The 26,044-nt window shown below is 64.2% G+C and carries 22 protein-coding genes; 10 read left to right on the top strand and 12 right to left on the bottom strand.

The window, feature by feature from the left end:
* Positions 1-8: 8 nt before the first annotated feature.
* On the bottom strand, positions 9-1,274 hold the full coding sequence (locus RC54_RS24645) for a D-amino acid dehydrogenase (RefSeq protein WP_061790037.1): 1,266 nt from the start codon (positions 1,272-1,274) through the stop codon (positions 9-11).
* A gap of 333 nt (positions 1,275-1,607) precedes the next feature.
* Here RC54_RS24645 and RC54_RS24650 point away from each other — a divergent pair, with 333 nt between their 5' ends.
* The gene (locus RC54_RS24650; protein WP_044529174.1) at positions 1,608-2,273 is read left to right on the top strand and encodes an amino acid ABC transporter permease; all 666 of its coding nucleotides are present in this window, start codon (positions 1,608-1,610) and stop codon (positions 2,271-2,273) included.
* Between the two features lie 10 nt (positions 2,274-2,283).
* Entirely contained in the window at positions 2,284-3,057 is a 774-nt protein-coding gene (locus RC54_RS24655; protein WP_058897392.1) for an amino acid ABC transporter ATP-binding protein, read from the top strand.
* Between the two features lie 90 nt (positions 3,058-3,147).
* Here RC54_RS24655 and RC54_RS24660 read toward each other — a convergent pair whose 3' ends face one another.
* Positions 3,148-4,950: an NAD(P)/FAD-dependent oxidoreductase gene (locus RC54_RS24660; RefSeq protein ID WP_061790036.1), complete on the bottom strand. Its 1,803-nt coding sequence runs from the start codon at positions 4,948-4,950 to the stop codon at positions 3,148-3,150.
* A gap of 87 nt (positions 4,951-5,037) precedes the next feature.
* Entirely contained in the window at positions 5,038-6,186 is a 1,149-nt protein-coding gene (locus RC54_RS24665) for a sigma-54-dependent Fis family transcriptional regulator (protein WP_061790035.1), read from the bottom strand.
* A 311-nt stretch (positions 6,187-6,497) separates the two neighbouring features.
* Here RC54_RS24665 and RC54_RS24670 point away from each other — a divergent pair, with 311 nt between their 5' ends.
* Both RC54_RS24670 and RC54_RS24675 read left to right on the top strand, forming a co-directional pair.
* Positions 6,498-6,791 carry a hypothetical protein gene (locus RC54_RS24670; RefSeq protein ID WP_061790034.1) on the top strand — a complete coding sequence of 98 codons (294 nt, stop codon included), beginning with the start codon at positions 6,498-6,500 and terminating at the stop codon, positions 6,789-6,791.
* Positions 6,788-6,982, top strand: a complete 195-nt coding sequence (locus RC54_RS24675) for a hypothetical protein (RefSeq protein WP_244216417.1) — start codon at positions 6,788-6,790, stop codon at positions 6,980-6,982. The genes RC54_RS24670 and RC54_RS24675 overlap by 4 nt, the downstream gene beginning before the upstream one ends.
* An 85-nt stretch (positions 6,983-7,067) precedes the next feature.
* Here RC54_RS24675 and RC54_RS24680 read toward each other — a convergent pair whose 3' ends face one another.
* Positions 7,068-7,913, bottom strand: a complete 846-nt coding sequence (locus tag RC54_RS24680; protein WP_017452778.1) for a transporter substrate-binding domain-containing protein — start codon at positions 7,911-7,913, stop codon at positions 7,068-7,070.
* Positions 7,914-8,211: 298 nt separating this feature from the next.
* Between RC54_RS24680 and RC54_RS24685 the strand changes: the two genes are divergently transcribed.
* Positions 8,212-8,538 (top strand): hypothetical protein, encoded by a 327-nt coding sequence (locus RC54_RS24685; protein ID WP_058897397.1) that lies wholly within the window; start codon positions 8,212-8,214, stop codon positions 8,536-8,538.
* Here the strand turns inward: RC54_RS24685 and RC54_RS24690 are convergent.
* From RC54_RS24690 to RC54_RS24710, 5 genes are all read right to left on the bottom strand, one after another.
* Positions 8,535-9,860, bottom strand: a complete 1,326-nt coding sequence (locus tag RC54_RS24690) for a DUF2863 family protein (RefSeq protein WP_061790032.1) — start codon at positions 9,858-9,860, stop codon at positions 8,535-8,537. The two genes, RC54_RS24685 and RC54_RS24690, sit on opposite strands and share 4 nt — an antisense overlap.
* Before the next feature lie 23 nt (positions 9,861-9,883).
* Positions 9,884-10,813, bottom strand: a complete 930-nt coding sequence (locus RC54_RS24695; protein WP_061790031.1) for a DMT family transporter — start codon at positions 10,811-10,813, stop codon at positions 9,884-9,886.
* A gap of 134 nt (positions 10,814-10,947) precedes the next feature.
* Complete coding sequence (locus RC54_RS24700; RefSeq protein ID WP_061790030.1) at positions 10,948-12,327, bottom strand: LLM class flavin-dependent oxidoreductase; 1,380 nt, start codon at positions 12,325-12,327, stop codon at positions 10,948-10,950.
* A gap of 9 nt (positions 12,328-12,336) precedes the next feature.
* The gene (locus RC54_RS24705; RefSeq protein ID WP_061790029.1) at positions 12,337-13,593 is read right to left on the bottom strand and encodes an SfnB family sulfur acquisition oxidoreductase; all 1,257 of its coding nucleotides are present in this window, start codon (positions 13,591-13,593) and stop codon (positions 12,337-12,339) included.
* Positions 13,594-13,635: 42 nt separating this feature from the next.
* Positions 13,636-14,871: an SfnB family sulfur acquisition oxidoreductase gene (locus tag RC54_RS24710; RefSeq protein WP_058897402.1), complete on the bottom strand. Its 1,236-nt coding sequence runs from the start codon at positions 14,869-14,871 to the stop codon at positions 13,636-13,638.
* 256 nt (positions 14,872-15,127) lie between these two features.
* Here RC54_RS24710 and RC54_RS24715 point away from each other — a divergent pair, with 256 nt between their 5' ends.
* From RC54_RS24715 to phaP, 3 genes are all read left to right on the top strand, one after another.
* On the top strand, positions 15,128-15,334 hold the full coding sequence (locus RC54_RS24715) for a DUF3717 domain-containing protein (protein ID WP_017452772.1): 207 nt from the start codon (positions 15,128-15,130) through the stop codon (positions 15,332-15,334).
* Positions 15,335-15,525: 191 nt separating this feature from the next.
* Positions 15,526-16,764 (top strand): patatin-like phospholipase family protein, encoded by a 1,239-nt coding sequence (locus RC54_RS24720; RefSeq protein WP_058897403.1) that lies wholly within the window; start codon positions 15,526-15,528, stop codon positions 16,762-16,764.
* A 237-nt stretch (positions 16,765-17,001) separates the two neighbouring features.
* Positions 17,002-17,571 carry a TIGR01841 family phasin gene (phaP, locus tag RC54_RS24725; protein ID WP_058897404.1) on the top strand — a complete coding sequence of 190 codons (570 nt, stop codon included), beginning with the start codon at positions 17,002-17,004 and terminating at the stop codon, positions 17,569-17,571.
* Positions 17,572-17,660: 89 nt separating this feature from the next.
* Here phaP and RC54_RS24730 read toward each other — a convergent pair whose 3' ends face one another.
* Positions 17,661-19,268 carry an NAD(P)/FAD-dependent oxidoreductase gene (locus RC54_RS24730; protein WP_061790028.1) on the bottom strand — a complete coding sequence of 536 codons (1,608 nt, stop codon included), beginning with the start codon at positions 19,266-19,268 and terminating at the stop codon, positions 17,661-17,663.
* A 251-nt stretch (positions 19,269-19,519) separates the two neighbouring features.
* On the opposite strand from RC54_RS24730, the gene RC54_RS24735 reads away from it, so the two are divergent.
* A complete protein-coding gene (locus tag RC54_RS24735; RefSeq protein ID WP_061790027.1) occupies positions 19,520-20,509 on the top strand; it encodes a bifunctional helix-turn-helix transcriptional regulator/GNAT family N-acetyltransferase in 990 nt (329 codons plus the stop codon).
* A gap of 217 nt (positions 20,510-20,726) precedes the next feature.
* Positions 20,727-21,065: a YXWGXW repeat-containing protein gene (locus tag RC54_RS24740; protein WP_061790026.1), complete on the top strand. Its 339-nt coding sequence runs from the start codon at positions 20,727-20,729 to the stop codon at positions 21,063-21,065.
* On the opposite strand, the gene mnmC1 is transcribed toward RC54_RS24740, so the two are convergent.
* Positions 21,040-22,920 (bottom strand): FAD-dependent 5-carboxymethylaminomethyl-2-thiouridine(34) oxidoreductase MnmC1, encoded by a 1,881-nt coding sequence (gene mnmC1, locus RC54_RS24745; protein WP_061790025.1) that lies wholly within the window; start codon positions 22,918-22,920, stop codon positions 21,040-21,042. The genes RC54_RS24740 and mnmC1 overlap by 26 nt on opposite strands.
* A 179-nt stretch (positions 22,921-23,099) precedes the next feature.
* Entirely contained in the window at positions 23,100-25,940 is a 2,841-nt protein-coding gene (locus RC54_RS24750) for a bifunctional diguanylate cyclase/phosphodiesterase (protein ID WP_058897409.1), read from the bottom strand.
* Positions 25,941-26,044: the final 104 nt, after the last annotated feature.

Raw genomic sequence — 26,044 nt, forward strand, 5'->3', positions numbered from 1 at the left:
CTCTGATATCAGATCACCCGCTGCGGCTCCAGGTCGGCACTCTCGATCTCACTGGTCACGCCGGAAATCCGGTCGGCGATGATGCGCGAGGCACCGCAAGCCGTGGTCCAGCCGTTGGAACCATGGCCGGCATTGAGCCAGAGATTGGGGTAGCGGGTGGCGCCGATGAGGGGCGCACCATCCGGCGTCATCGGACGCAGGCCGGCCCAGTATTCGATCCGGCTCAGGTCGGCCCCCTGTGGATAAAGATTGTTGAGCGACTTCAATGCCGTAGCGCAGTCGCGCGGACGCACGCGCGTATCCCAACTACCGATCTCGGCGGTGCCAGCAGCGCGAATGTGCTGGCCCATGCGGGTGATGGCGACCTTGTAGTACTCATCCATGACCCCGCTGCGCGGCGCCCTCTCGGGGTCGGCCACCGGCACCGTGATGGCATAGCCTTTGACCGGATAGATGGGCAGCTCCAGCCCCAGCGGCCTGAGCATCGGCACCGAGGCGCTGGCGCAGGCCACCACGTAGGCATCGGCGCGCAGCGTGCCATTTTTGGTACGCAAACCACTGACCTGGTCACCGGCCACCTCGATGGCCTGCACCTCTGTGGACAAGTGGAACTCCATCCCATGCGCCTGCAGCCAGCTTGCCAGCGCGCGCGCAAACAAGGGGCAATTGCCGGTCTCATCGCGCGGCAGCAAGAGCCCACCCTTGATCTCGTGGCGCGCCGCATGAAGGCCGGGGTCGAAGGCCACGCAGCCATCGGCATCGAGCAATTCGAAGGGCACGCCGGCTTCTTGCAAGACGCTGGTGGACAAGCCGGCATTGTCCAGCCCTTCCTGGGTGCGAAACAGTTGCAGGTTGCCCACGGTGGTCTGTTCATAACGGATGTCCAGGCGCTCGCGGATCTGCTTTAACTGGGTGTGGCTGTAACGCGCCAGACGGCCCATGCGCGCCTTGTTGATGGCATAGCGCTCGCTCGTGCATTGCGCCAGGAACGCCTTGAGCCACTTCCATTGATGCGCATCCAGGCGCGGCGTGAACCGCAGCGCCGCCTCGATCCCCAGCCAGCTTTGCAGCGACCACTTCAGCGATTTGGCCGGCATCCCCGGCGCCGCCCAGGGGGTGGCATAGGACGGACAGACATGGCCGGCATTGCCGACGCTGGTCTCGGCGGCCACCTCGGCACGACGCTCGACCACGACCACCTCATGGCCGCGTTCGCGCAGGAAATAAGCAGTGGTGACGCCGACGATACCGGCGCCCAGCACGATGATGCGCATGGTCTGGGCTCAACTTCCCTGAAGAAAATAAATGATATAAATCTTATAAATAATTACCGATGGCGATGGAACGAATCGTATCGCTGCCAGAAGAAACATGTTCCCGGCTGTCGGGAATTGGCGCGACGGCACGCCAGCGCGAACTCATCATTCTAGCCAAAGCCAGCTCCCACAGGGATTTGCGGGGCCATCACCCCAGGCATTTGCGCAGTGGGTACCATCTCCGTTCTCCATTACAATGGCCGGGTCCGCAGCGCGCCGCAACCACAGTTCCTGTGATATCGCTGCGCCTGGTGGCGGGCACCTGAAATTGCTAACCAAGGAAAAACGTAGATGTATCACTGGGACTTCGGCTCGCTCTGGCAATTCAGAAACATCATCGGCATCGGCTTCTTCTATACCCTGAGCTACACCGTGGCCTGTATCGCGCTGGGCCTGCTGGTCGGCCTGCTGGTGGGCCTGGGTCGGCTCTCTTCCCATGGCTTCATCTCCGCTCCCCTGCGCGCCTTCGTCGAAGTGTTCCGCTGTACGCCGGTGCTGGTGCAACTGGTGTGGTTCTACTATGCGCTACCGGTGCTGCTGGATATCCAGATGTCGGCCGGCATGGCCGCCATGTTGTCGCTGGCCTTGTATGGCGGCGCCTTCTATTCCGAGATCATCCGTGGCGGCATCGTCTCCATCGACATCGGGCAGAGCGAAGCCGGTTGGGCGCTGGGGATGACGCGCTGGCAGTTGATGAAGCGCGTGATCCTGCCGCAAGCCTTCAAGCGCATGACGCCGCCGCTGGTCAACCAATCCATCATGCAGTTGAAGAATACTTCACTGCTATCGGTGCTGGCGGTGCCCGACCTGCTCTACCAGGGCCAGATCATCGCCCACGAAACCTATCGTCCGCTGGAGGTCTACACCCTGGTGGCGGTGATCTACTTCGTGATCCTGCTGCCAGCCACCATCTGGGCCAAGCGCCTGGAAAACCGTCTGGCGGCACAGCATGATTGAGCAGAGCACGATGAACCAGGAACACAACCAGTCCATGATCCAGATCCGCCATCTCCAGAAGTCCTTCGGTGAGCATGTGGTGTTGAAGGACATTTCCATCGAGATCGCGCGCGGCAGCGTGGTCGCCATGATCGGGCCCTCCGGTTCGGGCAAGTCCACCCTGCTGCGTTGCCTGAACCTGTTGACCGTGCCCGACCGCGGCTCGGTGCGCATCGGCACACGCCACTTCGAGTTCAATGGCCGCAAGTCGCACTTGCCCAAGGAACGCGAACTGGCGGCCTTCCGCGCCCGCACCGGCATGGTGTTCCAGCACTTCAACCTGTTCCCGCACATGACGGCGCTGGAGAACGTGATGGAAGGCATGGTCACCGTGCTGCGCACGCCCAAGGCCGAGGCGCGCGCCCAGGCCATGGCGCTGCTGCAGAAGGTGGGGCTCATCGAGCGTGCCGACATGTATCCGCAAAAGCTCTCGGGGGGCCAGAAGCAGCGCATCGCCATCGCCCGTGCGCTGGCCATGCAACCGGACGTGATGTTGTTCGATGAAGCCACCTCGGCGCTGGACCCGGAGCTGGTCGGTGAAGTGCTCAACGTGATCCGTGGATTGGCCGCCGATGGCATGACCATGATCCTGGTCACCCATGAAATCGCCTTCGCCCGCGAAGTGGCGGACCAGGTGGTGTTCATGCGCGATGGCGTGGTGGTCGAGGCCGGACCGCCGTCGCAGGTGATTGACCATCCGCGGGAAGCGGCAACCCAGGCTTTCCTGTCCCGCTTCAATGCCTGATGACCAGTGAGCTGACGCGAGCTCACCCAGCATTGCAAAAAAATGGCGCGCAGACCTCCTGCGCGCCATTACCGCTTCAAGGCTGCCTCGTCACTGCAGGTGATGCACCTGCTGCAAGCCATAGACCGGCGTGGCGATGCCCTCCATGCGCGCCTTCAATTGCAGCGCCAGGTACAGCGAATAATGCCGCGACTGGTGCAGGTTGCCGCCATGGAACCAGAGCGCCGGCTGCTGCGTGGGCTTCCACATGTTGCGCTGCTCGCCTTCCCACGGGCCCGGATCCTTGGTGGTGGCCGATCCCAACCCCCAGCACTTGCCCACCTTGTCAGCCACCTCGCGTGAGATCAGGTCGGCGGCCCAGCCATTCATCGAGCCATAGCCGGTGGCATAGACGATGACGTCGGCCGGCAATTCGCTGCCGTCAGACAGCACAATGGAATGGGCGCGGATTTCCTTCACATCGACTCCGCTCTTCAAGTGGATCTTGCCTTGCGCGATCAATTCGGAGGCGCCCACATCGATGTAATAGCCCGAGCCGCGCCGCAGGTATTTCATGAAGAGACCTGAATCATCGTCACCGAAGTCGAGCATGAAACCGGCCTCTTCCAGGCGTCGATAGAAGTCGGCATCGCGCTCGCGGATCTTGTCGAAGATCTGCTTTTGCATCACCGGCAAGACCTTGTAGGGAATCGAGGCGAACAGCAGGTCGGCCTTGACGGTGGTGAGGCCGTTGGCCACGGCGCGCTCGGAATAGAGATCGCCCAGCGCCAGATCCATGAGGGAATCGGACTTGACGATGTGGGTGGAGGAACGTTGCAGCATGGTCACGTCCACGCCGTTTTCCCACAGCGCGGCGCAGATGTCGTGGGCCGAATTGTTGGAGCCGACCACCACCACCTTCTTGCCACGATAGCCGTCCGGCCCCGGGTGACGGGACGAGTGATGCTGCTCGCCCTGGAAGTTTTCCGCACCGGGAAAGCGCGGCACATTGGGCTTACCGGACATGCCGGTGGCCAGCACCAACTGAGTCGGGTGCAGCACCACCTGCTTGCCTTCGCGCTCCACCACCACTGTCCAACGCTGGCTGGCCTCATCGAAGCTGGCCGACTTGCAGACCGTGGAACCCCAGTAGTTCAGCTCCATCACCTTGGCATACATCTCCAGCCAGTCGCCGATCTTGTCCTTGGGCGCGAACACCGGCCAGTTCTCCGGGAAGGGGATGTAGGGCAGATGGTCGTACCACACCGGGTCATGCAGGCACAGCGACTTGTAGCGCTTGCGCCAGCTATCGCCGGCACGCTCGTTACGCTCAATGATGATGGTGGGCACCCCCAACTGACGCAGCCGCGCACCCAGCGCAATGCCGCCCTGGCCGCCGCCGATGATGAGGCAGTATGGCTGCCGGGTATAGCCCAGCTCACGGGCCTCGGCTTCACGTTCTTCCTTCCAGGTACGACGATCGGTGTGCACGCCGTGCAGGGCGCCGCGCGGGCGATGTTCACCCTTGGGTTCTTCGTGACCCTTCAGTTCGGCGGCGGTGGTGAGCAGCGTCCAGATCTTGCCGTCGCGCAGGCGGATATACCCCTTGCCGCGCGCCACGGCCGTCTCCAGCAGCAGCCAACCCTGGGTGAGGCCATCGGCCTGGGTCGGCGTCTCGTCGGGATCCAGGCGCAACTGGATATCGCGCATCTGGGGCAATTGCGATTGCAGCATGGCACTGATCTGGGCGCGGCCTTCCAGGGTCTTGATGTTCCAGGTGAAGGCAATCAGGTCGCGCCAATAAGCTTGCTCCTCGAACAGGGCCGCGGCCTTGGTCGGGTTGCCTTCGCGCAGTGCGGCTTGCAGGGCTTCCAGCGTGTGCGCGATCTGCTGGCTGGGGTTTTCTTCGGGCATGACAAGTCTCCTCTATCTCGACAATAGATATGGTGGGTGGGACGGGGATGACGGCTCTATGACCGTCTGCGGGTAAGACCTGGGCCGCTAACGTCGATGCGGCGGCAGGATGCGGTAGCGCGCCATGCGCCGGTACAGCGTGGCGCGTGACATGCCCAGCAACTGGGCGGCGTGCTGGGCGCGCCATTTGCATTCGGTCAGCGCGGCCACAATCTGGTCGCGTTCCTGGCGGGCGCTGGCATCGATGGCCGAGGCACTCTCCGCCTGTGCCGGCGTGGTCACCGGCACCGGTCGCGCCGGTCGCACGGCGCGCGGTACCGGTGCCCGCACGCGGCCATACAGCGTGGCACCGCCATGCAGCCGCAACAGATGCAGACCTTGCAGGGCGCGGCGGTCGAGCAGGCGTTCGAAGTGCAGGTCAAACACCTCGCCCAAGGGACGCGGCAAGCAATGCAAGCCATCGATGCATTCCCGTGCACGACGATTGGCGGCGATGATATTGCCCAGCGCATCGAAGGCGATCAGGATTTCCGGTTGGGCCTCCACATAGTGGCGGCTGCGATGCACCAGCAGCACCCAGGCGCAGGCCATGGCGTTGAGGAAGTAGCCATCCTCGATCAGGGTCGCACTTTGCTGCACGATGCGGTTGACCAGGTTCTGGCTGTCACGCTCATCGGGCGAACGGATCGCCGAGGCATCGAGCACACCGATCAGTTCGCCCGCAGGCGAGAAGATGGGTGCGGCGCTGCAAGTGAGCGTGGTGAAGGCCGCGCGAAAATGGTCGCTTTTGTGGACCGTGATGGGCAAGGCATCCTGCAATACCGCAGCCACGCCACAGGTCCCCTCCTCGCTCTCGGACCAGCACGAACCGAGATAGAGCCCGGCGCGCTTGAAATCCTGGCGGCGTTCGCGGTCCACGCGGTAATCGATGGTGGTGCCGCCGGCATTGGTCAACATCACGCAATAGTCGGCCTCGCGCACGGTCTGGTGCAGCATTGACAGACATTGACCGGAGGCGCGCAGGAAATCTTCCTCGCCCTGCTGCACCTCACGCAATTGGCCCGAACTCAACACGCGTGGCCCGCTCATGTCGGCCGGGTCGAGATGATGCTGGTCCAGCGAGCGCAGGTAGGATGAGCTCAAGCGTTGCAGGTAGGGGCTGCTGACGCCGCCGGGCTTGCCTTCCAGCAAGCGGCGCACGCGTTCGAGATGACTGACTTTCGCAACGTAGGGCATGATGGCTCCTGACAATACGTAACCGCCGTTACCACCGTCACCGAAGATGAGGCAGGTTCAGACGATGTGAGGCGAGATGCAGCAGGGTGATGCGATGGGTGACGCGATGGGTGACGTTGTAGCACAGCGTGCGCAGGGAGTTGTCCTGCGGCGCAGCATGGCGGGGTGGTGAGACGCTTGTCTCACGCGTGGTCTGCGCGGCAATCCCGCAAAAAGCCGAAGTGATCTGGCAAAAACTGCCGTTCCCTCGACTTTGCTGGTGCGATCAGGCAATTTGCGGCTCTTCACCACCCTTGTCATGGAGGTCTGCCTTGAACACTGCTGCCATCGAAACCATCGTGGTCGAAGCCACGACTGATGAAAAGAAGCTCATCGCCAGCAAGGCCAGGAAGCTGGGGCTGCAGGTCTCGGAATTGATGCGCCTGGGAGCCGTCACCTACGAGGCCGGGCAGATGGAAGAAGAACTGGAGGCACTGGCGGCGCTGGCCCAGGAAGCCGCCGAACGGGCCGCGGCCAGCATCGATGAGACGTTGGCCTTCGTGGCCGCCAGCAATGCACGCATCGCCGCGCTGGAAGCTGATGCGCCACCTGCCAGGAGGCCATGATGTTCGGCCTCACCAGCCGTCTCTGGAGCGCCCTGGCCACCATCATCAAGCTGGAGGACAAGGTAGGCCGTCAGAGTGAAGCCTTGCGCCAGCAACAGGTGCGCATCGAGAACCTGACCGAGCGCGTCATCAGGCTGGAGACCTTGCTGGAGCTGATCGTGCGCACCAACGACTTCAAGCGCCTGAACTAGGGCCTGTTCCAAAGAAAAAACCCGCATCGCGTTGTCGATGCGGGTTTCGTCTTTCTGGCGTCCAGCGGCGAAGGTCCAGCAATCTTTACAACGGAATCTGCGCCGGCACTTCCTCCGGCTTCACCCCGGAGAGCTTTTGCAGGTTGCCCAGCACGGTCGGCTTGATCTTGCCGGCGGCGCGCTCGGCGGCGATCCACTTGTTGACGGCCTCGGCCCAGGCCTTGTCGTCTTCCTTGGGCAGGCCGATGTTGGTGGAGGTGGCCTCCAGCGGCTGCGGTACGGTCATCTTGCCCAGAGCAGGATTCTTCTTGAGGATGTTCAGCGCCAGCAACCACACCAGCACCTGCGCATCGACCCGGCCGGTCTGCAGCGCCAGGGTGGCGTCATCGGCCTTTTCCAGGCGCACGATGGTGGCATGGGGACAGACACGGCTGACCAACTGGTCATGCGAAGAACCGATATCCACGCCGATCTTCACCTCAGGCTTGTCGAGGTCGGCCCAGGTCTTGAATTCCTTCTTGGAGACGATGGTGAAGGCATTGAGGAACAGCGGCTCGGAAAAATTGATCACCTCGCGCCGCGCCGGGGTCGGGTTCATGCCGAAGAACAGGTCGATCTTGTGCGTCTGCAGGTCCAGTACCGAATTGCCCCAGGTGGTCTCGGTGATGTCCAGCTTGACGTTGAGGCTGGCCGCCAGGCTCCTGGCGAAATCGATCATGAAGCCGCCCCATTCACCGCTGGCCAGATCCTTGTTGTAGTACGGCGCAGCCCCACGCACCGCACCGATGCGCAGGGTCTTGGTGCGCTGCACGCGGGCTAAGGTGGGCTCGGCGGCACCGCTCGCAGTGGCGGCCTGGGCGAAGACCTTGGGCATGGCGGTGGCGGCGGCAAGTCCGGCCACGCCGGTGATGAAACTGCGACGATTGCTCATTCTGGATTCTCCCTGTTTTGGCGGTGGTCTGCGCCCGGTCATGGCCGGACGGCTTGGTCGATTGTAGCCCAGCAGCAAGCCGGTCGCCTGACATGGCTGAACGAAAATTGACAGCCTGCGCCCTGATGCGAGCGCCATTGAAGATTTTTTTACAGTCGCACCCTCCGGGTAAAACCGGGTAAGCCCGCCCCACCAGAGCCGGCTGCGCGGGTAGGCTTGCCTTGCCACGTCGATGCCACAGAGCAATTCTGATGACGCCACACGGGCAGCGGCGTAACGAGGACAACAGGGGTAACTCATGCGCAATGAACATCATCGACACCGCCGCCGTGCGGGCAGCCTGGTCGTGGCCTGCCTGGGTGCTGCGGCACTGGGCGGCTGTGCCAACTTCAGCGAAGTCAGCGCCGAACACGACGACCTCTACATGGTCTCGGCCACCGGCGTGAGCTATACCATGTCCATTGCCGCCCTGACCTCGGCCGCCCGCGACAAGGCCAGCGCCTTCTGCGGCAAGCAACAGATGCAGGCCGATCTGCGCCAGCTCATTCGCGGCTGGCGACCGATGCAGGTGGAGCTGTATTTCCGTTGCAAGCCCATGGGACTGAGCCTGCAGGCGTTGCTCTAGCCAAGAGGGAAGTCACGTTCACGCAGCGGCAGGCCAGCGGCATCGAAACCATCGGCCAGGCGCAGCGCCGCCACGCCCAACGAAGTGACGGCATCGGCGGCATCGAACAGGGCTTCCTGCAGATCGCCATCGACCGCCTGGATCGAGCGCGCCAATTCACCTTGCGTGCCGCGCAAGACGATGTGCAGGCGGCTGCCCTCTGCCTCGTCGCCATCCTCGACGATGGCCAGGATGGCCGTGGCCTGGGCCGCCGTGGCGCCGGCCTGCGCCAGTCCTGCTTCCAGTTCGGAGAGCGTCTGCAAGGTGCGGTACTCGCCATTGCCGGTGCGCTTGGCGCCATGGAACAAGTCCTGGTAGAGGAAGTGCAACTGACACTGCGCCGCCTCGCCGGAGCTACCCGTAAGGCATTGCTGCATCAGCGGCGTGACCTGCGCGCTCCACTGGCGGAAGCGCTCGGCGCGCGCTTCGAAGTAGGCGTCGGCAGCCTCCTCCTGCGGCGGAATGGCATAGAAGGGATCGTCCACGTCCTTCAATGCAAAGCCCAGCAGGAAGCGCAATTCCAGTGCCTCATCGTCGGCAGCAAAGCTGCTGGCCGGCCAGCCGCGCATACTGCGTTCGATGGCCGGCACGCTCAGGATCTTCTTGTCGGTCAGCGAAGCGAAGGCATCGCGATTCATGGCCTCGACTTCGCTGAAACTCAGGGCATTGATCTCTTCTGGATGATAGAGATGGTGCACCAGCACCACGCGCGCCTGGGGGCTTTCCAGCCCACCCTCCTGCAGGCTGGCGCGCAAGGCATCGAAGGCATCGCCATCGGCTAACGCCTGTTCTGCGCGCAAGCCGCCGCGGGTGCGTACCAGCAGCGGGATCAGGAAGGCGTTGATTTCGAGCTCCTTGTCGCCCCGCCGCAGCACGATGATGTCGGCACCCTCTTCCACCACGTCCCGCAGGAAGGCGTGGCCGCGCTGATCGTCATAGCGTAGCTGTTCCAGGGCCTCATACAGGGTGTCATCGTCGCGCTCGCGCAGGGTATTGCGCACCATGCGCTCCAGCTCATCCTGGCCGATACGGCGACCGCGGCGGTCCGGCGCACTGGCGGCCACCGCACTGGCCAGCGCCACCATCTGCTGCACCCGCAGTTCATCTTCATCCAGGCTCTGCGAGGCGGCGTGCGCCTGATGCTGGCGGCGGCGTGCCGCCTCGGTGGAGACATGGGTACGCGGCTTGTCGCGCGCCGGCCCCTGCTTGGTCTGGCCCGCGGGCTTGGCATTGGCCTGCTGTTTGGCTTGTGGTTTGGCTTGCGGGCGTTTGGCTTGGTTCATTTCTTCCTCGCTCAGTTCAGCGGTCAGTTGTCGGTCGCTGCGCGACCGGGCAGCGTGGCCAGGAACATCCCGGCCAGCGCCACGGCAAATGCACCGGCCTGCAATGCCGAGAGGCGTTCTCCCAGCGCCAGCACCCCGACCACGGCGGCCGACACCGGCAGCATCACGGTAAAGACGCCGGCACGCGCAGCCGGCACCACTTTCAATCCGGTCATCCACAGCCACACGGTCCACACGCTGGCCGCCAATCCATAGAACACCAGCAGCAACCAGATGTTGAGCGGCACGGTGGAAAAATCGAATTTGAGTGCGGTGTAGAGTCCCATGGGCGTCATCAGCAACAGCCCCCACAGGTTGATGACCGCACTGATGCGCTTGGGTGTGAGTACGGCGGTAAGCTTCTTGCCGATGACCGCATAGGCGGCCTCGCACAGCACGGCACAGAACACCAGCACATTGCCCAGCCAGGCGTATTGCGCAGGCGCAGCGCCACTGCTGCCGGCTGCACCATGCGTATCCTTGGCCAGCGACAGCAGGCCGATGCCGATCGCCCCGCAAGCCACCGCTCCCCACACCCGCAGGCTGATCCTTTCCTTCAGGAAGACCCAGCTCATCACCGCCACCACGGCCGGGATGGACGACATGATCACCCCGGCCGAGACCGCATTGGTCATCGACACGCCGGTGATCATGCACAGCGTGAAAAGGAAATTGCCGAGGAAGGATTCCAGGAAGACCAACCAGCGCGACTGGGTGGAGAGCGGCTGTTCAGCGGCCGGCTTTTTCATCCAGCGCAACATGGCCACGGCGCCGATGGCAAAGCGCAGCCAGGCCAGCAGGAACACCGGCAGCATCGCCGCCAGCGGCTTGGTCAGCGCGACGTAGGCGCCGACTAAGGACATGCTCAGGATCAGACAGCCGTAGCCCAGGGGGCGGCTGGGGGTGTAGCTCATGTTGGGTGTGATGTTGGTCTCGGGGCCAGCAGCCGCGCAGGCGCTGGCGGATGGATTGAGCCAGCATTTTAACCGCTCGCGCGCGTTGCACTGCCGACGATGCTAGGGCCTGACCAAGAACACCCACCCCTGGTTCAGACCTGCTCCACCGCCGCCCCCACCCGGAACCCCGCCCCCACATGCTCTGGCGGCAAGGTCGCACCACGCTGGAACAGCTTTTCGCGCAGCGTTCCCTGGGCATATTCGCGCTTGTAGACACCACGCTCCTGCAACACCGGAATGACCAGTTCGATGAAGTCTTCGAAGCTCTCCGGGCTGACCGTGCGGGTCAGGTTGTAGCCATCGATGCCGGTGTCGTTCACCCAGCTTTCCAGTTCATCGGCGACGCGCTCGGGCGCACCTACGATGCTGGCGTAGCGGCCCCCCAGTTCCAGCTGCTGCAACAGCTTGCGCTTGGTCCAGTTCAGTTCCGGTTGGGTCACCACCTTGGTCAGCGATTCGATGGCATTGGTCTTGGCGGCGCGTATCGGTTCATCCAGTCCGTACTTTGAAAAGTCGATGCCGGTGCCTGCCGAGAAATGGGCCAGGCCCGCCTCGGGATTGGCATAGCGGGCATATTCGCGATACCGATCCTGGGCTTCCTGCTCGGTGCGCCCGGTGACCACGGTCAGGCCCATGAAGATCTTGATGGCCTGCGCATCGCGCCCCTCGCGCAGGGCGCCCTCGCGGATGCTCTGCACCAGCTTGCGGGTGGCGTCCTTGCTCTGGCTGGAGATGAAGACGCATTCGGCATGACGCGCACCAAAGGCTTGCCCACGCCCGGAGGAGCCGGCCTGGTACAGCACCGGGGTGCGCTGGCGCGAGGGTTCGCTCAGATGGATGCCTTCAACATGATAGTAGTCACCGTGGTGACTAATCGGATGCACCTTGGCCGGATCGGCATAGATGCGCCGCGCACGGTCGCGCAGCACGGCGCCGTCTTCCCAGCTACCCTCCCACAGTTTGTAGACCACTTCCATGAATTCATCGGCGCGGTCGTAGCGCTGGTCGTGTTCCAGTTGTTCGTGCAGGCCCATGGCGCGCGCGGCGCTGTCGAGATAACCGGTGACGATGTTCCAGCCCACCCGGCCACGGCTCAAATGATCCAGCGTGGACATGCGGCGCGCAAACAGGAACGGCGCTTCGTAGGTCAGGTTGGCGGTGACGCCAAAACCCAGGTGCTCGGTCACGGCCGCCATGGCCGAGACCAGCATGAGCGGGTCATTGACGGGCAACTGGATGGTCTCGCGCAGGGTCAGGTCGGTATTACCCTGGTAGACGTCATAGACCCCCACGATATCGGCCAGGAACAATCCATCGAACTTGCCGCGTTCCAGCAGGCGGGCCAGATCGGTCCAGTAAGTGACGTCGGTGTAATCCTGCGAGCGGTCGCGCGGATGCGTCCACAGGCCGTGGTTGATGTGGCTGACGCAATTCATGTTGAATGCGTTGAGCCGGATTTCCTTCTTGGCCATGCGAGCTCCTCAGATCGCGCCGTGGCGCGGCGGCTTCTTGCCGTTCAAGACGTAGTTGCCGATGGCGTGGTATTTCCAGCGCACCGGGTCGTGCAGCGTATGGGTGCGAGCATTGCGCCAGTGACGGTCGAGATTGTGTTCGGACAGCGTCGATTGCGACCCGGCCAGCTCGAACAGTTTGCTGCCGGCCGCCAGCGACACCTCGGTAGTCAACACACGCGCTTCGGCCACGGCGATGGACGCTGCGGCGACGCTGTCCTCGTCAGGGGCATCCGCGGCGGCCTCGACCTTGCGCGCGGCACGGCGTACCAGGGCTTCGGCGGCGTGCAATTGGATGGTCAGATCCCCCACTTCACGGATGGTCAGCGGATCGTCAGCGGCGCGCTGCACGCCGCTGTCGACCCAGGCCCGCGAGCGGGTGCGCACGAACTCCAGCAGGTCGGCATAGGCGGCGCGGGCGATGCCCAGGTCGATGGCGGCGTGCTGGAGCTGCGCCATGGGCCCCAACTGGGTGGGCCGCGTAAAGGCGCTGGCAAACCCGATCACGGCCTCAGCAGGGACATGCACATTCTCGAACACGGCACTGCCGCTGCCAGTGGTGCGCTGGCCGAAGCCGGACCAGTCGTCGATGATGGTCAGGCCCGTTGCATGACGCGGCACGATGGCCAGTTGCTGCACACCGTCCTCATCGATCACCGAGGTCGGTACCCAGTCGGCAAAGAGCGCGCCGGTCGCATAGAACTTGCGGCCATTGATGCGGTAGCCGGGGCCGTGTTCGTTGCGGGTAAGGCGGGTCTTGCGGTCATGCGAGGTCTTGGTGCCCAGTTCGGCCAGGGCATTGCCGAAGCGCTGGCCCTGCAACACCTGCTCGAAGAAGAAACGCTTCTGGGCATCGCTGCCATTGACCCGAATCACTTCCACCGCATAGAAATGGTTTTGCGGAATCTGTCCGATGGAACCATCGGCAGCGGACAGAGTGGCGATCACCTCGGCCAGGGTGCCGTAGGACACCCCGGCACCGCCATATTCCTTGGGCACGGTGATGCCCCACAGGCCCGAGCGCACGTAGCGTTCCAGTTCATCCCAGGGCAACTTGCGTTCGCGGTCGCGCAAGGCGGCCTCGCCACGGAAGTCCTCGGCCAGTTGGCGGGCGCTGGCCAGCGCCTGGGCATCATCGCGGATGCGCGCCACCAGGCGCGGCGGTGTGGAGGAAGGCGGCGGCAGGGTATCGAGGGTGGTGGCGCTGAGCGCGGCGGTCTGGGTCATGACGATTCGGTGTCGAAGAGAAAGGAAGGCGCAGGACGAAGATCAGCTCCAGTTATGGCGCGGCGGTGGCGTGCCATTCAAGGCATAGTTGCCGACCGCGAAATACTTCCAGCGCACCGGATCATGCAGCGTATGCACGCGCGCATTGCGCCAGTGACGGTCGAGGTTGTGCGTGGCCAGGGTGGCCGCCGAACCGGAGAGTTCGAACAGTTTTTCGGAGGCCTGCAAGGCCACTTCGGTGGAAAGTACCTTGGCCTCGGCCACGGCCACCGAGGCTTGCGCCATCTGTTCGAAGCTGATCTGTGCGGGCAGCGCATCGAGCAGCGCGGCGGCGTCTTCCAGCAAGGCTTCGGCAGCGTGCAGGCGCAGGCTCAGGTTGCCGATGTCGCGCAGGATGTAGGGATCGTCGGCGGCGCGTTCCAGGCCGCTATCGGCATAGGGGCGCGAGCGCGTGGTGACGAAGGCGATGGTGTCCTGCACGGCAGCCTGGGCGATGCCGGCATCGATGGCGGCCTGGAGCAGTTGCGAGACCGGGCCGATATTGTTGGGCCGTTGCAGCGTGTCCTTCAACGGCAACACCTGCTCGGCCGGCACCCGCACGTTGTCGAACACCACCGTGCCGCTGGCGGTGGTGCGCTGGCCGAAGCTGGACCAGTCGTCGATGACGCGCAGGCCGGCCGCATCGTGGCGGTTGTAGACCACCAGCGGCTGGCCATCGTCATCGATGGCGCGGGTGGGGATCCAGTGTGCATAGAGCGCGCCGGTGGAATAGAAACGGGTGCCATTCAAGCGGTAGCTGCCATCACCGGCCTCGGTGTCCAGCGTAGCGCGGGTGCGCACGTCGAGCACGTTCTTGCCGTTACGTTCCGGCCCGGCATTGCCCAGGCGCGCGCCGTCCAGCACTTCGCCGAAGAAGAAGCGCTGTTGTGCTTGGCTAGCGAAGTTGGCGATCAGGTTGAGGTTGCCGAAGTGGTTCTGCGGGATCTGGCCGATGGAAGGGTCGGCGGCGGAGATGAGGCGAAACACCTCGGCCACCGTCTGCCATGAGGCGCCAATGCCGCCATGGCTGCGCGGCACCGTGATGGCCCACAAGCCGCTGTGCGAAAAGCGTTCGATCTGCTGGAACGGCAGGATGCGCTCGCGGTCGCGTTGGGCGGCGCTTTGCGCGAACTCGGCCGCCAGTTCGGCGGCCACCTGTAGCGCCTGTGCCTGGCTGGTGATGCGCTGGGCACTGCGTGCGCCGGGTCGATAAGGGGTTGCGAGGATGTGCGCAGACATGGACCACTCCTGAGAATGCAGCGGCCAATGCGCCGCATGAGGGGTCTCATTAAAGCAAAGCACAAGGCCGATCCGAACGAAGCATTGCGCATGTGCTTGCTTGGTTTTCGCATGTGGCGCAGCGCAGGGCACCGATGCAGAAACTGCATGATGCCCCGACAAGCCCGGCAGTACTGTGTTTTCAGCCAGTATCGGGAGGCAAAATGGGTTAGAATGCGGCCACGTTTTGCCTTAGCTCTTTATCAGAAACACCGCCATGCTCACCCTCACCGAACTCGAAGATGCAATCAATTACTGGCGCCACCAGCGCCCGGCCAGCGGAGAGGAGTGTGCACTGTCCCCCGAAGTCAATGCCCTGGCCAGCCTCTATGCGCTGATGATCTTCCATCGCCGCCACGAAGTGGACCTGGAACAGATCGATACCCAGGCGCGCCAGTTGATCGAAGCCTGGCTGGCCAGTTGAATCGCTGAACCTATCAGAGCTCTGACCTCTAGAGCTCTGATCTCTAAGACCTCTGACCTCTGGCACCTGCCTCTGCTTTCCCTGGTTTGACCATGACGACGGTCACTTTCCTGTAAGCGCGTTATCCTAGACTCCTTCTCAACGTTCCCATGCCTCTGGTGCGTCCCGGGAACACCATGAAAGGATGAACGATGCGCAAGGAGCCCGAACAGTTGCCGCCCACCAATGGTCCTGCTGCGCCAGTGCGCAAAGCCCGCGCCGGCAAGCGCAGTGCCGCTGCCCCCGAGACCAAGCCGCGTGTGGCCTTGGTGCTGCAGGGCGGCGGTGCGCTGGGGGCCTATCAGGCCGGTGTCTACCAGGCATTGCATGAGCACGACTTCACCCCGGACTGGGTGGTCGGCACCTCCATTGGCGCCATCAATGCCGCATTGATCGCCGGCAATCCGCGTGAAACCCGCATCGAACGCCTGCGCGAATTCTGGGAGACGGTGGCCCACCCCGATCTGTTCGACCTGCGCCAGGTGCCCGACACGCTGCGCCCCTGGGCCACCCGCCTGACCACGCTGGACACTTTCCTGCGCGGCACCCCCGGCTTCTTCCGCCCGCGCCCGCTCAACGCCTTCACCCTGGGCCTGCCGGTGCCGCCCGAGGAAGCCAGCTTCTACAGCACCGCCGAGCTGGGCCAGACCCTGTCGCGGCTGGTCGATTTCGATTACCTCAATGGCCAGTCCGGCATCCGCATGACCGTGGCGGCAGTGAAAGTGTCCTGTGGCTCGCTGGTCAATTTCGATACCCGCGAACGCGTGCTGGGGCCGGAGCACGTCATGGCCAGCGGCGCGCTGCCGCCGGGTTTCGCTCCGGTGCGGGTCGATGGCGAGCTGTACTGGGATGGCGGCCTGTATTCCAACACGCCGCTGGAAGCCGTGCTCAACGATGAACCGCGCACCAACCTGGTCTGCCTGATGGTGGACCTGTGGCACGCCGATGGCCCGGAACCGCGCACCCTGGAAGAGGTGGTCACGCGCGAGAAGGATGTCACCTTCGCCTCGCGCTCGCAGCGCCATATCGATGCCTATCTGCAGCAATACCGCCTGCGCCGCGCCGCCCACGACCTCTACCAGCGCCTGCCGCCCGAACTGCTGACCCAGGAAGACCGGCAGATGATGGCCGAGCTCAACGCCGATACCACCATCCACATCGTGCGGCTGGCCTATGCCGGGCGCGACTGGAACATGGCCTCCAAGGATGTCAACTTCGCCCGCGGTTCGGTGCAGTGGCGCTGGGAACAGGGCTACCAGGATGCCCTGCGCGGCATCGCCTTGAGCCAGGAAGACTCCTTCGGCCAGAGCGAGGCCGGCATCGTGGTGCATGACCTGCCCAGCGGCCAGACCCACATCAGCGCCGCAAAAACGACCGAGCGTTCGTCTTGATCGCCCGCAAAGCCAGGCCTGGTGCGCCGTCGCATAATTCCCACGGCACCAGAAATATTTTTGTGCGACGCACAAATAACACTTGATTTCACCAAAGAAGTGCATAGAATAGGAATTGTTGCGGCGCACAAATCATGAAGTTCGATTGATTTTGGTAGAAAGCCGCTCTCGAAATCCGATGCTTATCCGTCACGCGCATCGGCAAGCTTATTTGTCATATTCACTCTGGAGATGCACATGTTTTCGTACCAAGATCAGTTTTCCGCCGCCACCAAGGCCAATCTGCAAGCCCACCTGGACCTCATCAACAATCTGACCGCCAAGGCCTTCGAAGGCGTGGAAAAGATCGTTGAACTGAACCTGTCGGCCACCAAGGCGACCCTGGAAGAAGCCACCGCCGCCGCCAAGCAACTGGCTGGCGCCAAGGACCCGCAAGAACTGCTGTCGCTGGCCGCCGCCCAAGCCCAGCCGGGCGCCGAAAAGGCCACCGCCTACAGCCGTCACCTGGCTGGCATCGTGTCCTCGACCCAGGCTGAATTCACCAAGGCTGCCGAAGCCCAGATCGCCGACACCAGCCGCAAGCTGTCGGCCCTGATCGATGAAATCAGCAAGAATGCGCCCCCGGGTTCGGAACAAGCCGTCTCCATCCTGAAGGCCACGCTCACCAACGCCAACGCGGCCTACGAGCAACTGTCCAAGAACTCCAAGCAAGCCGTGGAAACGCTGGAAGCCAACCTGGCCAACGCAACCAAACAGTTCACTGCTGCTGCCGAAAAGACCGTCGCTTCGACCCGCGCCAAGAAGTAATCTTCACTTCAGGCCGTAAAAACACAACGCCGCCCCGGGTAACCGGAGCGGCGTTTTGCGTTGGGTGATCCACACTTCGGATCAGCACCTCATGACTGCGCCACGATATCCAGCGCCAAGGCCTCGGCCACGCGGATGCCATCGATGGCGGCCGACATGATGCCGCCGGCATAACCGGCGCCCTCGCCGGCCGGATACAAACCCTGGGTGTTGAGGCTTTGCAGGGTATGGTCATCGCGCTTGATGCGGATGGGCGAAGAGGTGCGGGTTTCGATGCCGGTCAGCACGGCGTCGTGCATGGAATAGCCACGGATCTGCTTGTCGAAGGCAGGCAGCGCTTCGCGGATGGCGTCGATGGCGTACTTGGGCAGGGAAGGATTCAAGTCGCCCAGCGTCACGCCGGGCTTGTAGGACGGCTCCACACTGCCCAGCTGGGTCGATGGACGGTTGGCGATGAAGTCGCCCACCAACTGTCCGGGCGCATTGTAGTTGCCGCCGCCCAGTTCATAGGCGCGGCTTTCCCACTCGCGCTGGAAGGCGATGCCGGCCAGCGGATGGCCCGGATAATCGGCCGGCGAGATGCCCACCACGATGCCGCTGTTGGCATTGCGCTCATTGCGTGAATACTGGCTCATGCCGTTGGTGACCACGCGGCCCGGCTCGGAAGTGGCCGCCACCACGGTGCCACCAGGGCACATGCAGAAGCTGTAGACCGAGCGGCCATTGGAGGCGTGGTGCACCAGCTTGTAATCGGCCGCGCCCAGGATGGGATGGCCGGCGCCAGGGCCGAAGCGGCACTTGTCGATCAGCGACTGCGGGTGTTCGGCGCGAAAACCGATGGAGAACGGCTTGGCCTCGATGTAGACCCCGCGCTGGTAAAGCATCTCGAAGGTATCACGGGCGCTGTGGCCGATGGCCAGCACCACATGATCGGCCTCGATCTGCTCGCCGTTGGCCAGGGTCAGGCCACGGATCTTGCCGTCTTCGATCAGCACATCCTCGACGCGCTGCTCGAAGCGGAATTCACCGCCCAGCTTTTCGATCTTCTCGCGCATCAACTGGATCATCTTGACCAGGCGGAAGGTGCCGATGTGGGGCTTGCTGACATACATGATCTCGGGCGGCGCATCGGCGGCCACGAATTCGGCCAGCACCTTGCGGCCGTAATGCTTGGGGTCCTTGACCTGGCTGTAGAGCTTGCCGTCGGAGAAGGTACCGGCGCCGCCCTCGCCGAATTGCACATTCGATTCCGGTTTCAATTCGCGCTGGCGCCACAGGCCCCAGGTGTCCTTGGTGCGTTCGCGCACGGTCTTGCCGCGTTCCAGGATGAGCGGGTTGAAACCCATCTCGGCCAGGATCAGCGCCGCGAAGAGGCCGCAGGGGCCGAAGCCGATCACCACCGGGCGCTTCTTCAGCGAGGCCGGGGCACGGGTGACGTAGTGGTAGGAGGTATCGGGGGTGGGACCAACATTGGTGGTCTTGGCATGACGCGCCAGCACGGCGGGCTCATCCTTCACCTCGACGTCGATGGTGTAGTTCAGGGTGATGGCCGTCTTCTTGCGGGCATCGTAGCTGCGGCGAAACAGTGTGAAGGACACCAGTTCATCAGCCGGGATGCCCAGGCGGTCGAGGATGGCGGCGTTCAGTTCGTCTTCCGTATGGTTCAACGGAAGGGTCAGTTCAGAGATGCGCAACATGTGCGGGGACTTTCAACAAGACTGGGGATGCAGGAGGTGGCGCAGGCCACGCTGGCCGGTGGGATCACGGCGCAGGGCTGCGCGAAAGGCGACATTCTACTCCAGCCCGAGCGCGCCTCCCAGCCGCAGCACGGCGCCGGCCAGTTGCGCGGGCGAGACAGCGATGCTGGCCGGACATGGCAAACAAGTTGCACGTCGCAATCATCTCGCGTTACATTGCTTGCACTTCGCAACCATTACAGGAACGTGCCATGGACTACGATGGCCTGCACTCTCCCCCGCGCGACCAGACCATCGGCCAGTTGCGCGAACTCTCGCGCAAGCTGGTGCGCGAGCTGGGTTTCATGCGCAGCACCTTGGCCGGCAGCGACCTGGCGCCCTCGGCGGTGCACGCCATCATCGAGATCGGGCTGCGGCCCGGGCTGCAGGCGCGTGAGCTGGGCGAACTGCTGTACCTGGACAAGTCCAATACCAGCCGCCAACTGGTCAAGCTGGAAGCGCTGGGGCTGGTGCGCCGCAGCCCGGTGCCGGGCGATGGCCGCGCCTTCAGCCTGGCGCTCACCGAGGCCGGGCAGGCGCTGCGCAAGAAGATCGACAAGTTCGCCACCGACCAGGTCTCCGGCGCCTTGCGGCGCATCCTGCCGCAAGACCAGCAGGGCCTGGTGCGCGCCCTGGCGCTGTATTCGGAAGCGCTGTCGCGTGACAATCCCAATGCCGTAGTGCCTCCGGGCAAGGCCGTGGCCACGCCATTGCGCAGCGGCTACCAGCCCGGCTGCATCGGCGACATCGCCAGCCTGCACGCCCGTTACTATGCCCAGGCCGCCGGCTTCGGCGCGTTCTTCGAGCATAAGGTGGCCAGCGAACTGGGCGCCTTTGCCCAAGCGCTGCCCACGCCCGGCAAGCAACTCTGGACCCACGCAGAACAGGGACGCACCCTGGCCTCGATCGTCATCGATGGTGACCTGGCCAGCGGCATGGCGCACCTGCGCTGGTTCATCGTCGACGACAGCCTGCGCGGGGCCGGGGTCGGCCGGCGCCTGTTGGAACAGGCCATGGCCTTCCTCGATGCTCACCATTTCGATTGCTATCTGTGGACCTTCCGGGGCCTGGATGCGGCGCGCCACCTGTACCTGTCGGCCGGCTTCGAACTGGCCGAGGAGTCGTCCGGGGAACAATGGGGTAGCCGCGTGGTGGAACAACGTTATACCCGGGCCGCGCGCAGGAAGCCGAAGCATAAGTAGCGACGTGTAGGCGGCAAGTATCGATCTGCCCGGACTTGTTACCAGAACCAGCCCCGCCGCGCTGGTTCGGTGCTTGCGCCGGCCCCGCACGGCACCGCGCTGACACACCTGGAAACACAACATTACAGTCTTAAAGAGGCCGGACTCCTACAGTGGCTCCACAGCGCAAGTTCATCTGCGCTGCATCCACGCCAGACCAACCTTGCAGGAGTCCACCATGAAAACCACAACAAGCCGCCTCGCCTTTGCCCTTCTCACTACCGTTGGCTCGCTCGGCGCCCTCGTCGCCACTGCCCCTGCCGCCCAGGCGCAGGTGGTGGGCGTGGACGTGCGCATCGGCGTGCCACCGCCCGCCCCGCGCTATGAAGTGGTGCCGCCGCCGCGCCACGGCTATGCCTGGGCGCCGGGCTACTGGGCCTGGAACGGCCATCGCCACGTCTGGGTCGGCGGCCATTGGGAGCGGATGCGCCGCGACTACGTGCGCTATGAACCGGCCCACTGGCAGCAAGGCCCGGGCGGCGGCTGGCACTTCATTCCGGGTCGTTGGGTGCGCTGAGCTCAGCCGCGAACACCCCTTTGAAGCGCGCCGGATCAAGCGCAGCCACCAGATCACGCGGCAAGGGCAGCGGCTCGCGCTCCAGCATGGCCGCCAGCAACTCGGCCATCAGCGGCGCCCAGATCAGGCCGCGCGAGGCATAGCCAAGCAAACTGTACAGCCCTTCCTGCTCGGGCAAGGCGCCCACCAACGGCAGGCGATCGGGCGCGATGCAGCGCTGGCCGACCCGGCCCGGCTGGCTGGCGGTAGCCTCGGGCAAGGCAACGTGGCTGGCGATCTGCGGCAGCATGTGCTGTAGCCGGGCCAGGTTGTCGGCATGACTGTCGGCGCGCAGGTTGGGATCATCGAACCGGTCGTAGCTGGCGCCCAGTGCAATCTGGCCGGCGTAGGGTCGGGTCAGGTAGCCATCGCCGCACAAGGCATACGGCAGGTCGGGAAAACCCGCGGCCGGCAAGTGCGTGACCTGCCCGCGCACGGCGTTCAAAGGCAGTTCGGCCAATTGCGCCAAGGCGCTGGCCTGGGCGCCGGCGGCGAAGATCACCACCGGTGCTTGTGCAATCACCTCGCCTGCAGCATCGCGTGCCTGCCATTGCCCGGCTTCACGTTGCAGGCGGCTCACTGCACGTGCGAAATGGGTCGCCACCTCGCCCTGCTCACGCGCCACCGCCAGCATCCGCCGACACACCGAAGGCGGATGGAGCCAGCCCGCTTCCGGGAAGAAATAGCCGCCGCCCATGGTCGCCATGCCCAGTGCCGCCGCCGTTTCCTCAGCCGACATCCAGCGCGCGTAACGATCTGGATACTGCCACTGCCGCGCCCCCTGTTCGAAGGACCAGGCTTGCTTGGCATCGCGTCCGAATTGCAGGATGCCGCAACATTCGCCCCGGATGGCCGCCGCCTCCTCCAGCCCGACACCGCCCAAGGCCTGCCAGCGCTGCGCGGCAAACAGGAAGGCGGCGCGCGTGAGGCGGGCCAGCGGGCTGTCGTCGCGTGCCAAGGCCGGCATGAACAGGCCACCATGGTTGCCGGAGGCGCGGGTGGCCACCTGCGGGCCGGCATCGATGAGTTCGATACGCCAGCCGCGCGCGCTCAGGCGCTCGGCGGCAGCGGTGCCGGCCAGGCCGGCGCCGATCACCAGCGCATGGCGGGGATGCTGCGCATCACGCTGCAAAGGCGTATCCAAAGTTGCCACATGGGTAGCAGGCCGCGCCCAGGCCGGGGCGTAGCGCAAGGCCAGCGCGCCATCGCGCTCCTGACCCGTGAAGCCGACCTGGCGCATGGCTGCCGCCAGCGGCGCCTGCCCGGCCGCACCGAACACCAGCGCCTGCGCGCCGGTCCAGGCCAGGCGCGCCAGGCGCTTGCAGGCGTGGGCGTGCCAGCCGGGCGCGTCCGGGTCGAAGCGCTCTGCCTCGGCGTGCAGGTAGAACAGGTCGATGGGCGCGTCCAGCCGCGCCAGCTCTTCTTCCAGCGCGCCCCAGATCAAGGTCAGCGTGAGGCGGCCCTCATCCAGCAGCAAGCGGTGCGTGCCCGGCAAGGGCAAGGGCCAGGCCGCGCGCAAGGCCTGTGCATAAGTCAAATCCGGGTGCAGCGCTTGTGGCGCGGGCGGATGCGGCAGGATAGCCACGTAATGCAGGCGCTGTGCCCCGCCCTGCCCTTGCTCGCGCTGTCGGGCAAAGGCGTGCCAGGTGGCGAAGAAGCTGTGACCCAGGCCGAAATGCAGGTCCAGTACGGTGGCGCTGTGCTGCTGGCGCAAGCAGTCGGGTACGGCATCGAGCGCGGGCATGAGGCGATCGGCCTCGGCGTGCCAGGCGGCCAGCAGTTCGGGGCCGGCCAGTTGAAGGGGACGAGCAGGCATCTTGGAAAGCCCTGTGGATAAATCAGACAAGGCCGCCATTCTACGCTGCTGCCCCTCGCCGACCTTGCGCCGTGACAAGCTGTACCCCTGCCTGGATCGCGCAATAGGACAGCCGATATGAAGAAAAGCCGCAACGGCAATGCCGTGCGGCCTGGTTTAGAGACATAGGGTGAAGTTTTCTACAACATGGCCCGCTCTTCGCGCAGCATCTGCTCGAACTTCTCGGGCGCCACCGGCGGGCTGAACAGGTAACCCTGGATCTCATCGCAACCGTAGTGACGCAGGTAGTCGAGCTGCTCATCGGTCTCCACCCCTTCGGCGATCACGCGCAGCTTCAAGTGGCGCGCCAGCGAGATGATGGAGGCGGTGATGGCGGCATCGTCGGCGTCGATGGTGATGTCGCGCACGAAGGAGCGGTCGATCTTGAGCACGTCGATGGGGAAGCGCTTGAGATAGGCCAGCGAGGAATAACCGGTGCCGAAGTCATCGATGGACAAGCGTATGCCCAGCTTCTTCAAGCCAGCCAGGATGCCGATGGCGTGCTCGACATCGGTCATCATCAGGCTCTCGGTCAATTCGATCTCCAGCGAGGCCGGGGGCAGGCCGGTGTCGGCCAGTACATCGGCAATGGAGGAGACCAGGTCCTTCTGCAGGAATTGCCCCACCGAAAGGTTGACCGAGACGCTGATATCTTCATGCCCGGCCAGTTGCCACTGGCGGCATTGGGTGCAGGCGGTGCGCAGCACCCAGGCGCCGATGGGCAGGATCAAGCCGGTCTCTTCGGCCAGGCCGATGAAGCGTGCCGGCGAGACCATGCCCAGTTGCGGATGCAGCCAGCGGATCAGCGCTTCGCAGCCGACCACGCGGCCCGAGGCCAGGTCCACCTTGGGCTGGTAATGCAGCAGGAATTCGCCATGGTCGAGCGCATTGCGCAGGTCACCTTCGATGCGCAAGCGTTCCAGCGCCTGTTCGTTCATGGCCGGGGTATAGAACTGGAAATTGTTGCGACCGGTCTGCTTGCCGCGGTACATGGCGATGTCGGCGTGCTTGATCAGCGTCTCGCCATCGGTGCCATCGTTGGGGTAGCAGGCCACGCCGATGCTGCAGGTCATGAAGAGGGTATGGCCGCCCAGCGTCACGGGCGCGGCCACCGCATCCATGATGCGTTGCAGGCTGCGGGTGTCGAGCGTGAGTTCATCCTGCTCGGGCAAGATCATGATGAATTCATCGCCGCCCAGGCGCGCCACCGTATCGGCTTCCCGCACGGCTGCGCGCAGGCGCCCGGCCACGGTGCGCAACAGGGTGTCGCCGGCCTTGTGGCCCAGCGTGTCGTTGACGAACTTGAAGCGGTCCAGGTCCACGAACACCACCCACAGGGCCTGCTTCTGGCGCTCGGCCGCCCCGATGGCCTGTTCCAGGTGATGGCGCAGCATGTGACGATTGATCAGGCCGGTGAGGGTGTCGCGGCTGGCCTGGAATTCCAGCTCGGCCTCGTAACGCTTCATGGAGGTGATGTCGTAGAGCGCTGCCACGAAATGGGTGACCTCGCCGTTCTCATCACGCACCGGGGCGATGTAGAAATCGTTCCACAGCTCCGAACCATCCTTGTGGTAGTTGCGCAGGACCACGTTGTGCTCGCGCTGTTCGCGCATGGCGATCCACACGGTTTCGAAACCGTCCGGGTCGCTGTCGCGCCCCTCCAGGAAGCGGATGCTCTTGCCCACCGCCTCGGCGCTGCTGTAGCCGGTGATGCGGGCGAAGGCCGGGTTGACGTATTCGATGGTGTAGTCGGGCTGGCGCGCCGAGAGGATCAGGATGGCATTGGCGCTAGCCTCGATGGCCTGGTGGCGCAGCCGCAGCGCGCGCTCGGCCAGGCGACGGGCCTTGATGTCGTCCGACAGCAGGGCATTGGTGGTGCGCAGCTCGGCGGTCTTTTCTTCCACCAGTTGCTGCACCCGGTGCGAGCGCATCGATAGCGCCCGCATGTAGGCCGCGCCCAGCAGCGAGGCGATCACGCCCACCAGCAGGATCAGCAGCGAGCCATAGTGATCGGCAAAGACCGAACGCGGCGGGATGCTGATTTCCATGTGCCAGCGCTGGCCGGCGATGTCGAAGCTGGTGACGGTGTTGGAGGGATGGCGGAAGAAGCTGCCCGGCTTGATGATCTGGTCCAGCCACTGGCTCTGCTGGGCCACGCTGTCGTGGCGGTACACCAGCTTGTCGGCGGTGGCTTGCGGGCCTACGTAGATGCGCAGGCCGATCTCGTGGTCAGACATCAGACCGGCGCCATCGAGGATCTTCTGCACCAGGCCATCCAGTTCCAGCACGGCGGTGGTGTCGCCCACCAGCAGCGCGCGTCGCGCGGCCAGGTCGGTGGGTTGCACGCCGCCCCGGTAGACTGGCTGGATCACCAGCAGGCCGCGCTCCTCCGGGCCGAATTGCGCCAGCCGGATCGGTGGCGTGGAGGCCGGATAGCCGCTGGCCAGGGCGGCATCAAGCGCCTGCATGATGGCCGCATTGCCCGACACGTCCAGCCCCAGCGCGGCGGCATTGCCGGCCAGCGGCTCCAGGTAATCCACTACCAGGTAGAACGGCTTCTGTGGTGCGCGTTGCGGCTGGCCATCCTGCAACGCAGTGATCTCGAAGTCGGGCTTGACGCCCTGGCGCAGCGCTTCGAACACCGGCCGATCTTCATCGGAGACGAAGCGCTGCACGCTGAAGGCGCGCACGTAGGGGTAGCGCTCCAGCAGCGGACGGGTGAAGTTGTCGAACTGTTCGCGCGAGGGATCGCCCACGGTGGCATAGAAATGGTTCACCACCGACTGCACCTGGACCGCCTCTTCCAGCCCGCGCTGGATGGTGAAGGCGCGCAGGCCGGCCCGGCGCTCGAAGTCCAGGTTCACGGCATCTTCTTCCAGATGGCTGGTGGCGACGAATACCGTCACGGTGGCGCACAGGCCCAGCATCAGCGTGAGCGATGCCGACAACGTTGCCCCCAGCTTGTTGATCACACGCTGCATAAACGAATCGTTATTTATCTGTCTCTAGAACTCTAGGTGAGCCCGATCATAATCTGGACTAAGCCTTGTTATCGGCCTGGATGGATTTATTTTTAATCCATCGG

The organism is Herbaspirillum rubrisubalbicans (genome assembly GCF_003719195.1).
Classification (GTDB): domain Bacteria; phylum Pseudomonadota; class Gammaproteobacteria; order Burkholderiales; family Burkholderiaceae_D; genus Herbaspirillum; species Herbaspirillum rubrisubalbicans.

Excerpts from the sequence above, each read along its gene's own strand:
- RC54_RS24645 (WP_061790037.1), bottom strand. The coding sequence starts at position 1,274 with ATGCGCATCATCGTGCTGGGCGCCGGTATCGTCGGCGTCACCACTGCT.
- RC54_RS24650 (WP_044529174.1), top strand. The coding sequence starts at position 1,608 with ATGTATCACTGGGACTTCGGCTCGCTCTGGCAATTCAGAAACATCATC.
- RC54_RS24655 (WP_058897392.1), top strand. The coding sequence starts at position 2,284 with ATGAACCAGGAACACAACCAGTCCATGATCCAGATCCGCCATCTCCAG.
- RC54_RS24660 (WP_061790036.1), bottom strand. The coding sequence starts at position 4,950 with ATGCCCGAAGAAAACCCCAGCCAGCAGATCGCGCACACGCTGGAAGCC.
- RC54_RS24665 (WP_061790035.1), bottom strand. The coding sequence starts at position 6,186 with ATGCCCTACGTTGCGAAAGTCAGTCATCTCGAACGCGTGCGCCGCTTG.
- RC54_RS24675 (WP_244216417.1), top strand. The coding sequence starts at position 6,788 with ATGATGTTCGGCCTCACCAGCCGTCTCTGGAGCGCCCTGGCCACCATC.
- RC54_RS24680 (WP_017452778.1), bottom strand. The coding sequence starts at position 7,913 with ATGAGCAATCGTCGCAGTTTCATCACCGGCGTGGCCGGACTTGCCGCC.
- RC54_RS24685 (WP_058897397.1), top strand. The coding sequence starts at position 8,212 with ATGCGCAATGAACATCATCGACACCGCCGCCGTGCGGGCAGCCTGGTC.
- RC54_RS24690 (WP_061790032.1), bottom strand. The coding sequence starts at position 9,860 with ATGAACCAAGCCAAACGCCCGCAAGCCAAACCACAAGCCAAACAGCAG.
- RC54_RS24695 (WP_061790031.1), bottom strand. The coding sequence starts at position 10,813 with ATGAGCTACACCCCCAGCCGCCCCCTGGGCTACGGCTGTCTGATCCTG.
- RC54_RS24700 (WP_061790030.1), bottom strand. The coding sequence starts at position 12,327 with ATGGCCAAGAAGGAAATCCGGCTCAACGCATTCAACATGAATTGCGTC.
- RC54_RS24705 (WP_061790029.1), bottom strand. The coding sequence starts at position 13,593 with ATGACCCAGACCGCCGCGCTCAGCGCCACCACCCTCGATACCCTGCCG.
- RC54_RS24710 (WP_058897402.1), bottom strand. The coding sequence starts at position 14,871 with ATGTCTGCGCACATCCTCGCAACCCCTTATCGACCCGGCGCACGCAGT.
- RC54_RS24715 (WP_017452772.1), top strand. The coding sequence starts at position 15,128 with ATGCTCACCCTCACCGAACTCGAAGATGCAATCAATTACTGGCGCCAC.
- RC54_RS24720 (WP_058897403.1), top strand. The coding sequence starts at position 15,526 with ATGCGCAAGGAGCCCGAACAGTTGCCGCCCACCAATGGTCCTGCTGCG.
- phaP (WP_058897404.1), top strand. The coding sequence starts at position 17,002 with ATGTTTTCGTACCAAGATCAGTTTTCCGCCGCCACCAAGGCCAATCTG.
- RC54_RS24730 (WP_061790028.1), bottom strand. The coding sequence starts at position 19,268 with ATGTTGCGCATCTCTGAACTGACCCTTCCGTTGAACCATACGGAAGAC.
- RC54_RS24735 (WP_061790027.1), top strand. The coding sequence starts at position 19,520 with ATGGACTACGATGGCCTGCACTCTCCCCCGCGCGACCAGACCATCGGC.
- RC54_RS24740 (WP_061790026.1), top strand. The coding sequence starts at position 20,727 with ATGAAAACCACAACAAGCCGCCTCGCCTTTGCCCTTCTCACTACCGTT.
- mnmC1 (WP_061790025.1), bottom strand. The coding sequence starts at position 22,920 with ATGCCTGCTCGTCCCCTTCAACTGGCCGGCCCCGAACTGCTGGCCGCC.
- RC54_RS24750 (WP_058897409.1), bottom strand. The coding sequence starts at position 25,940 with ATGCAGCGTGTGATCAACAAGCTGGGGGCAACGTTGTCGGCATCGCTC.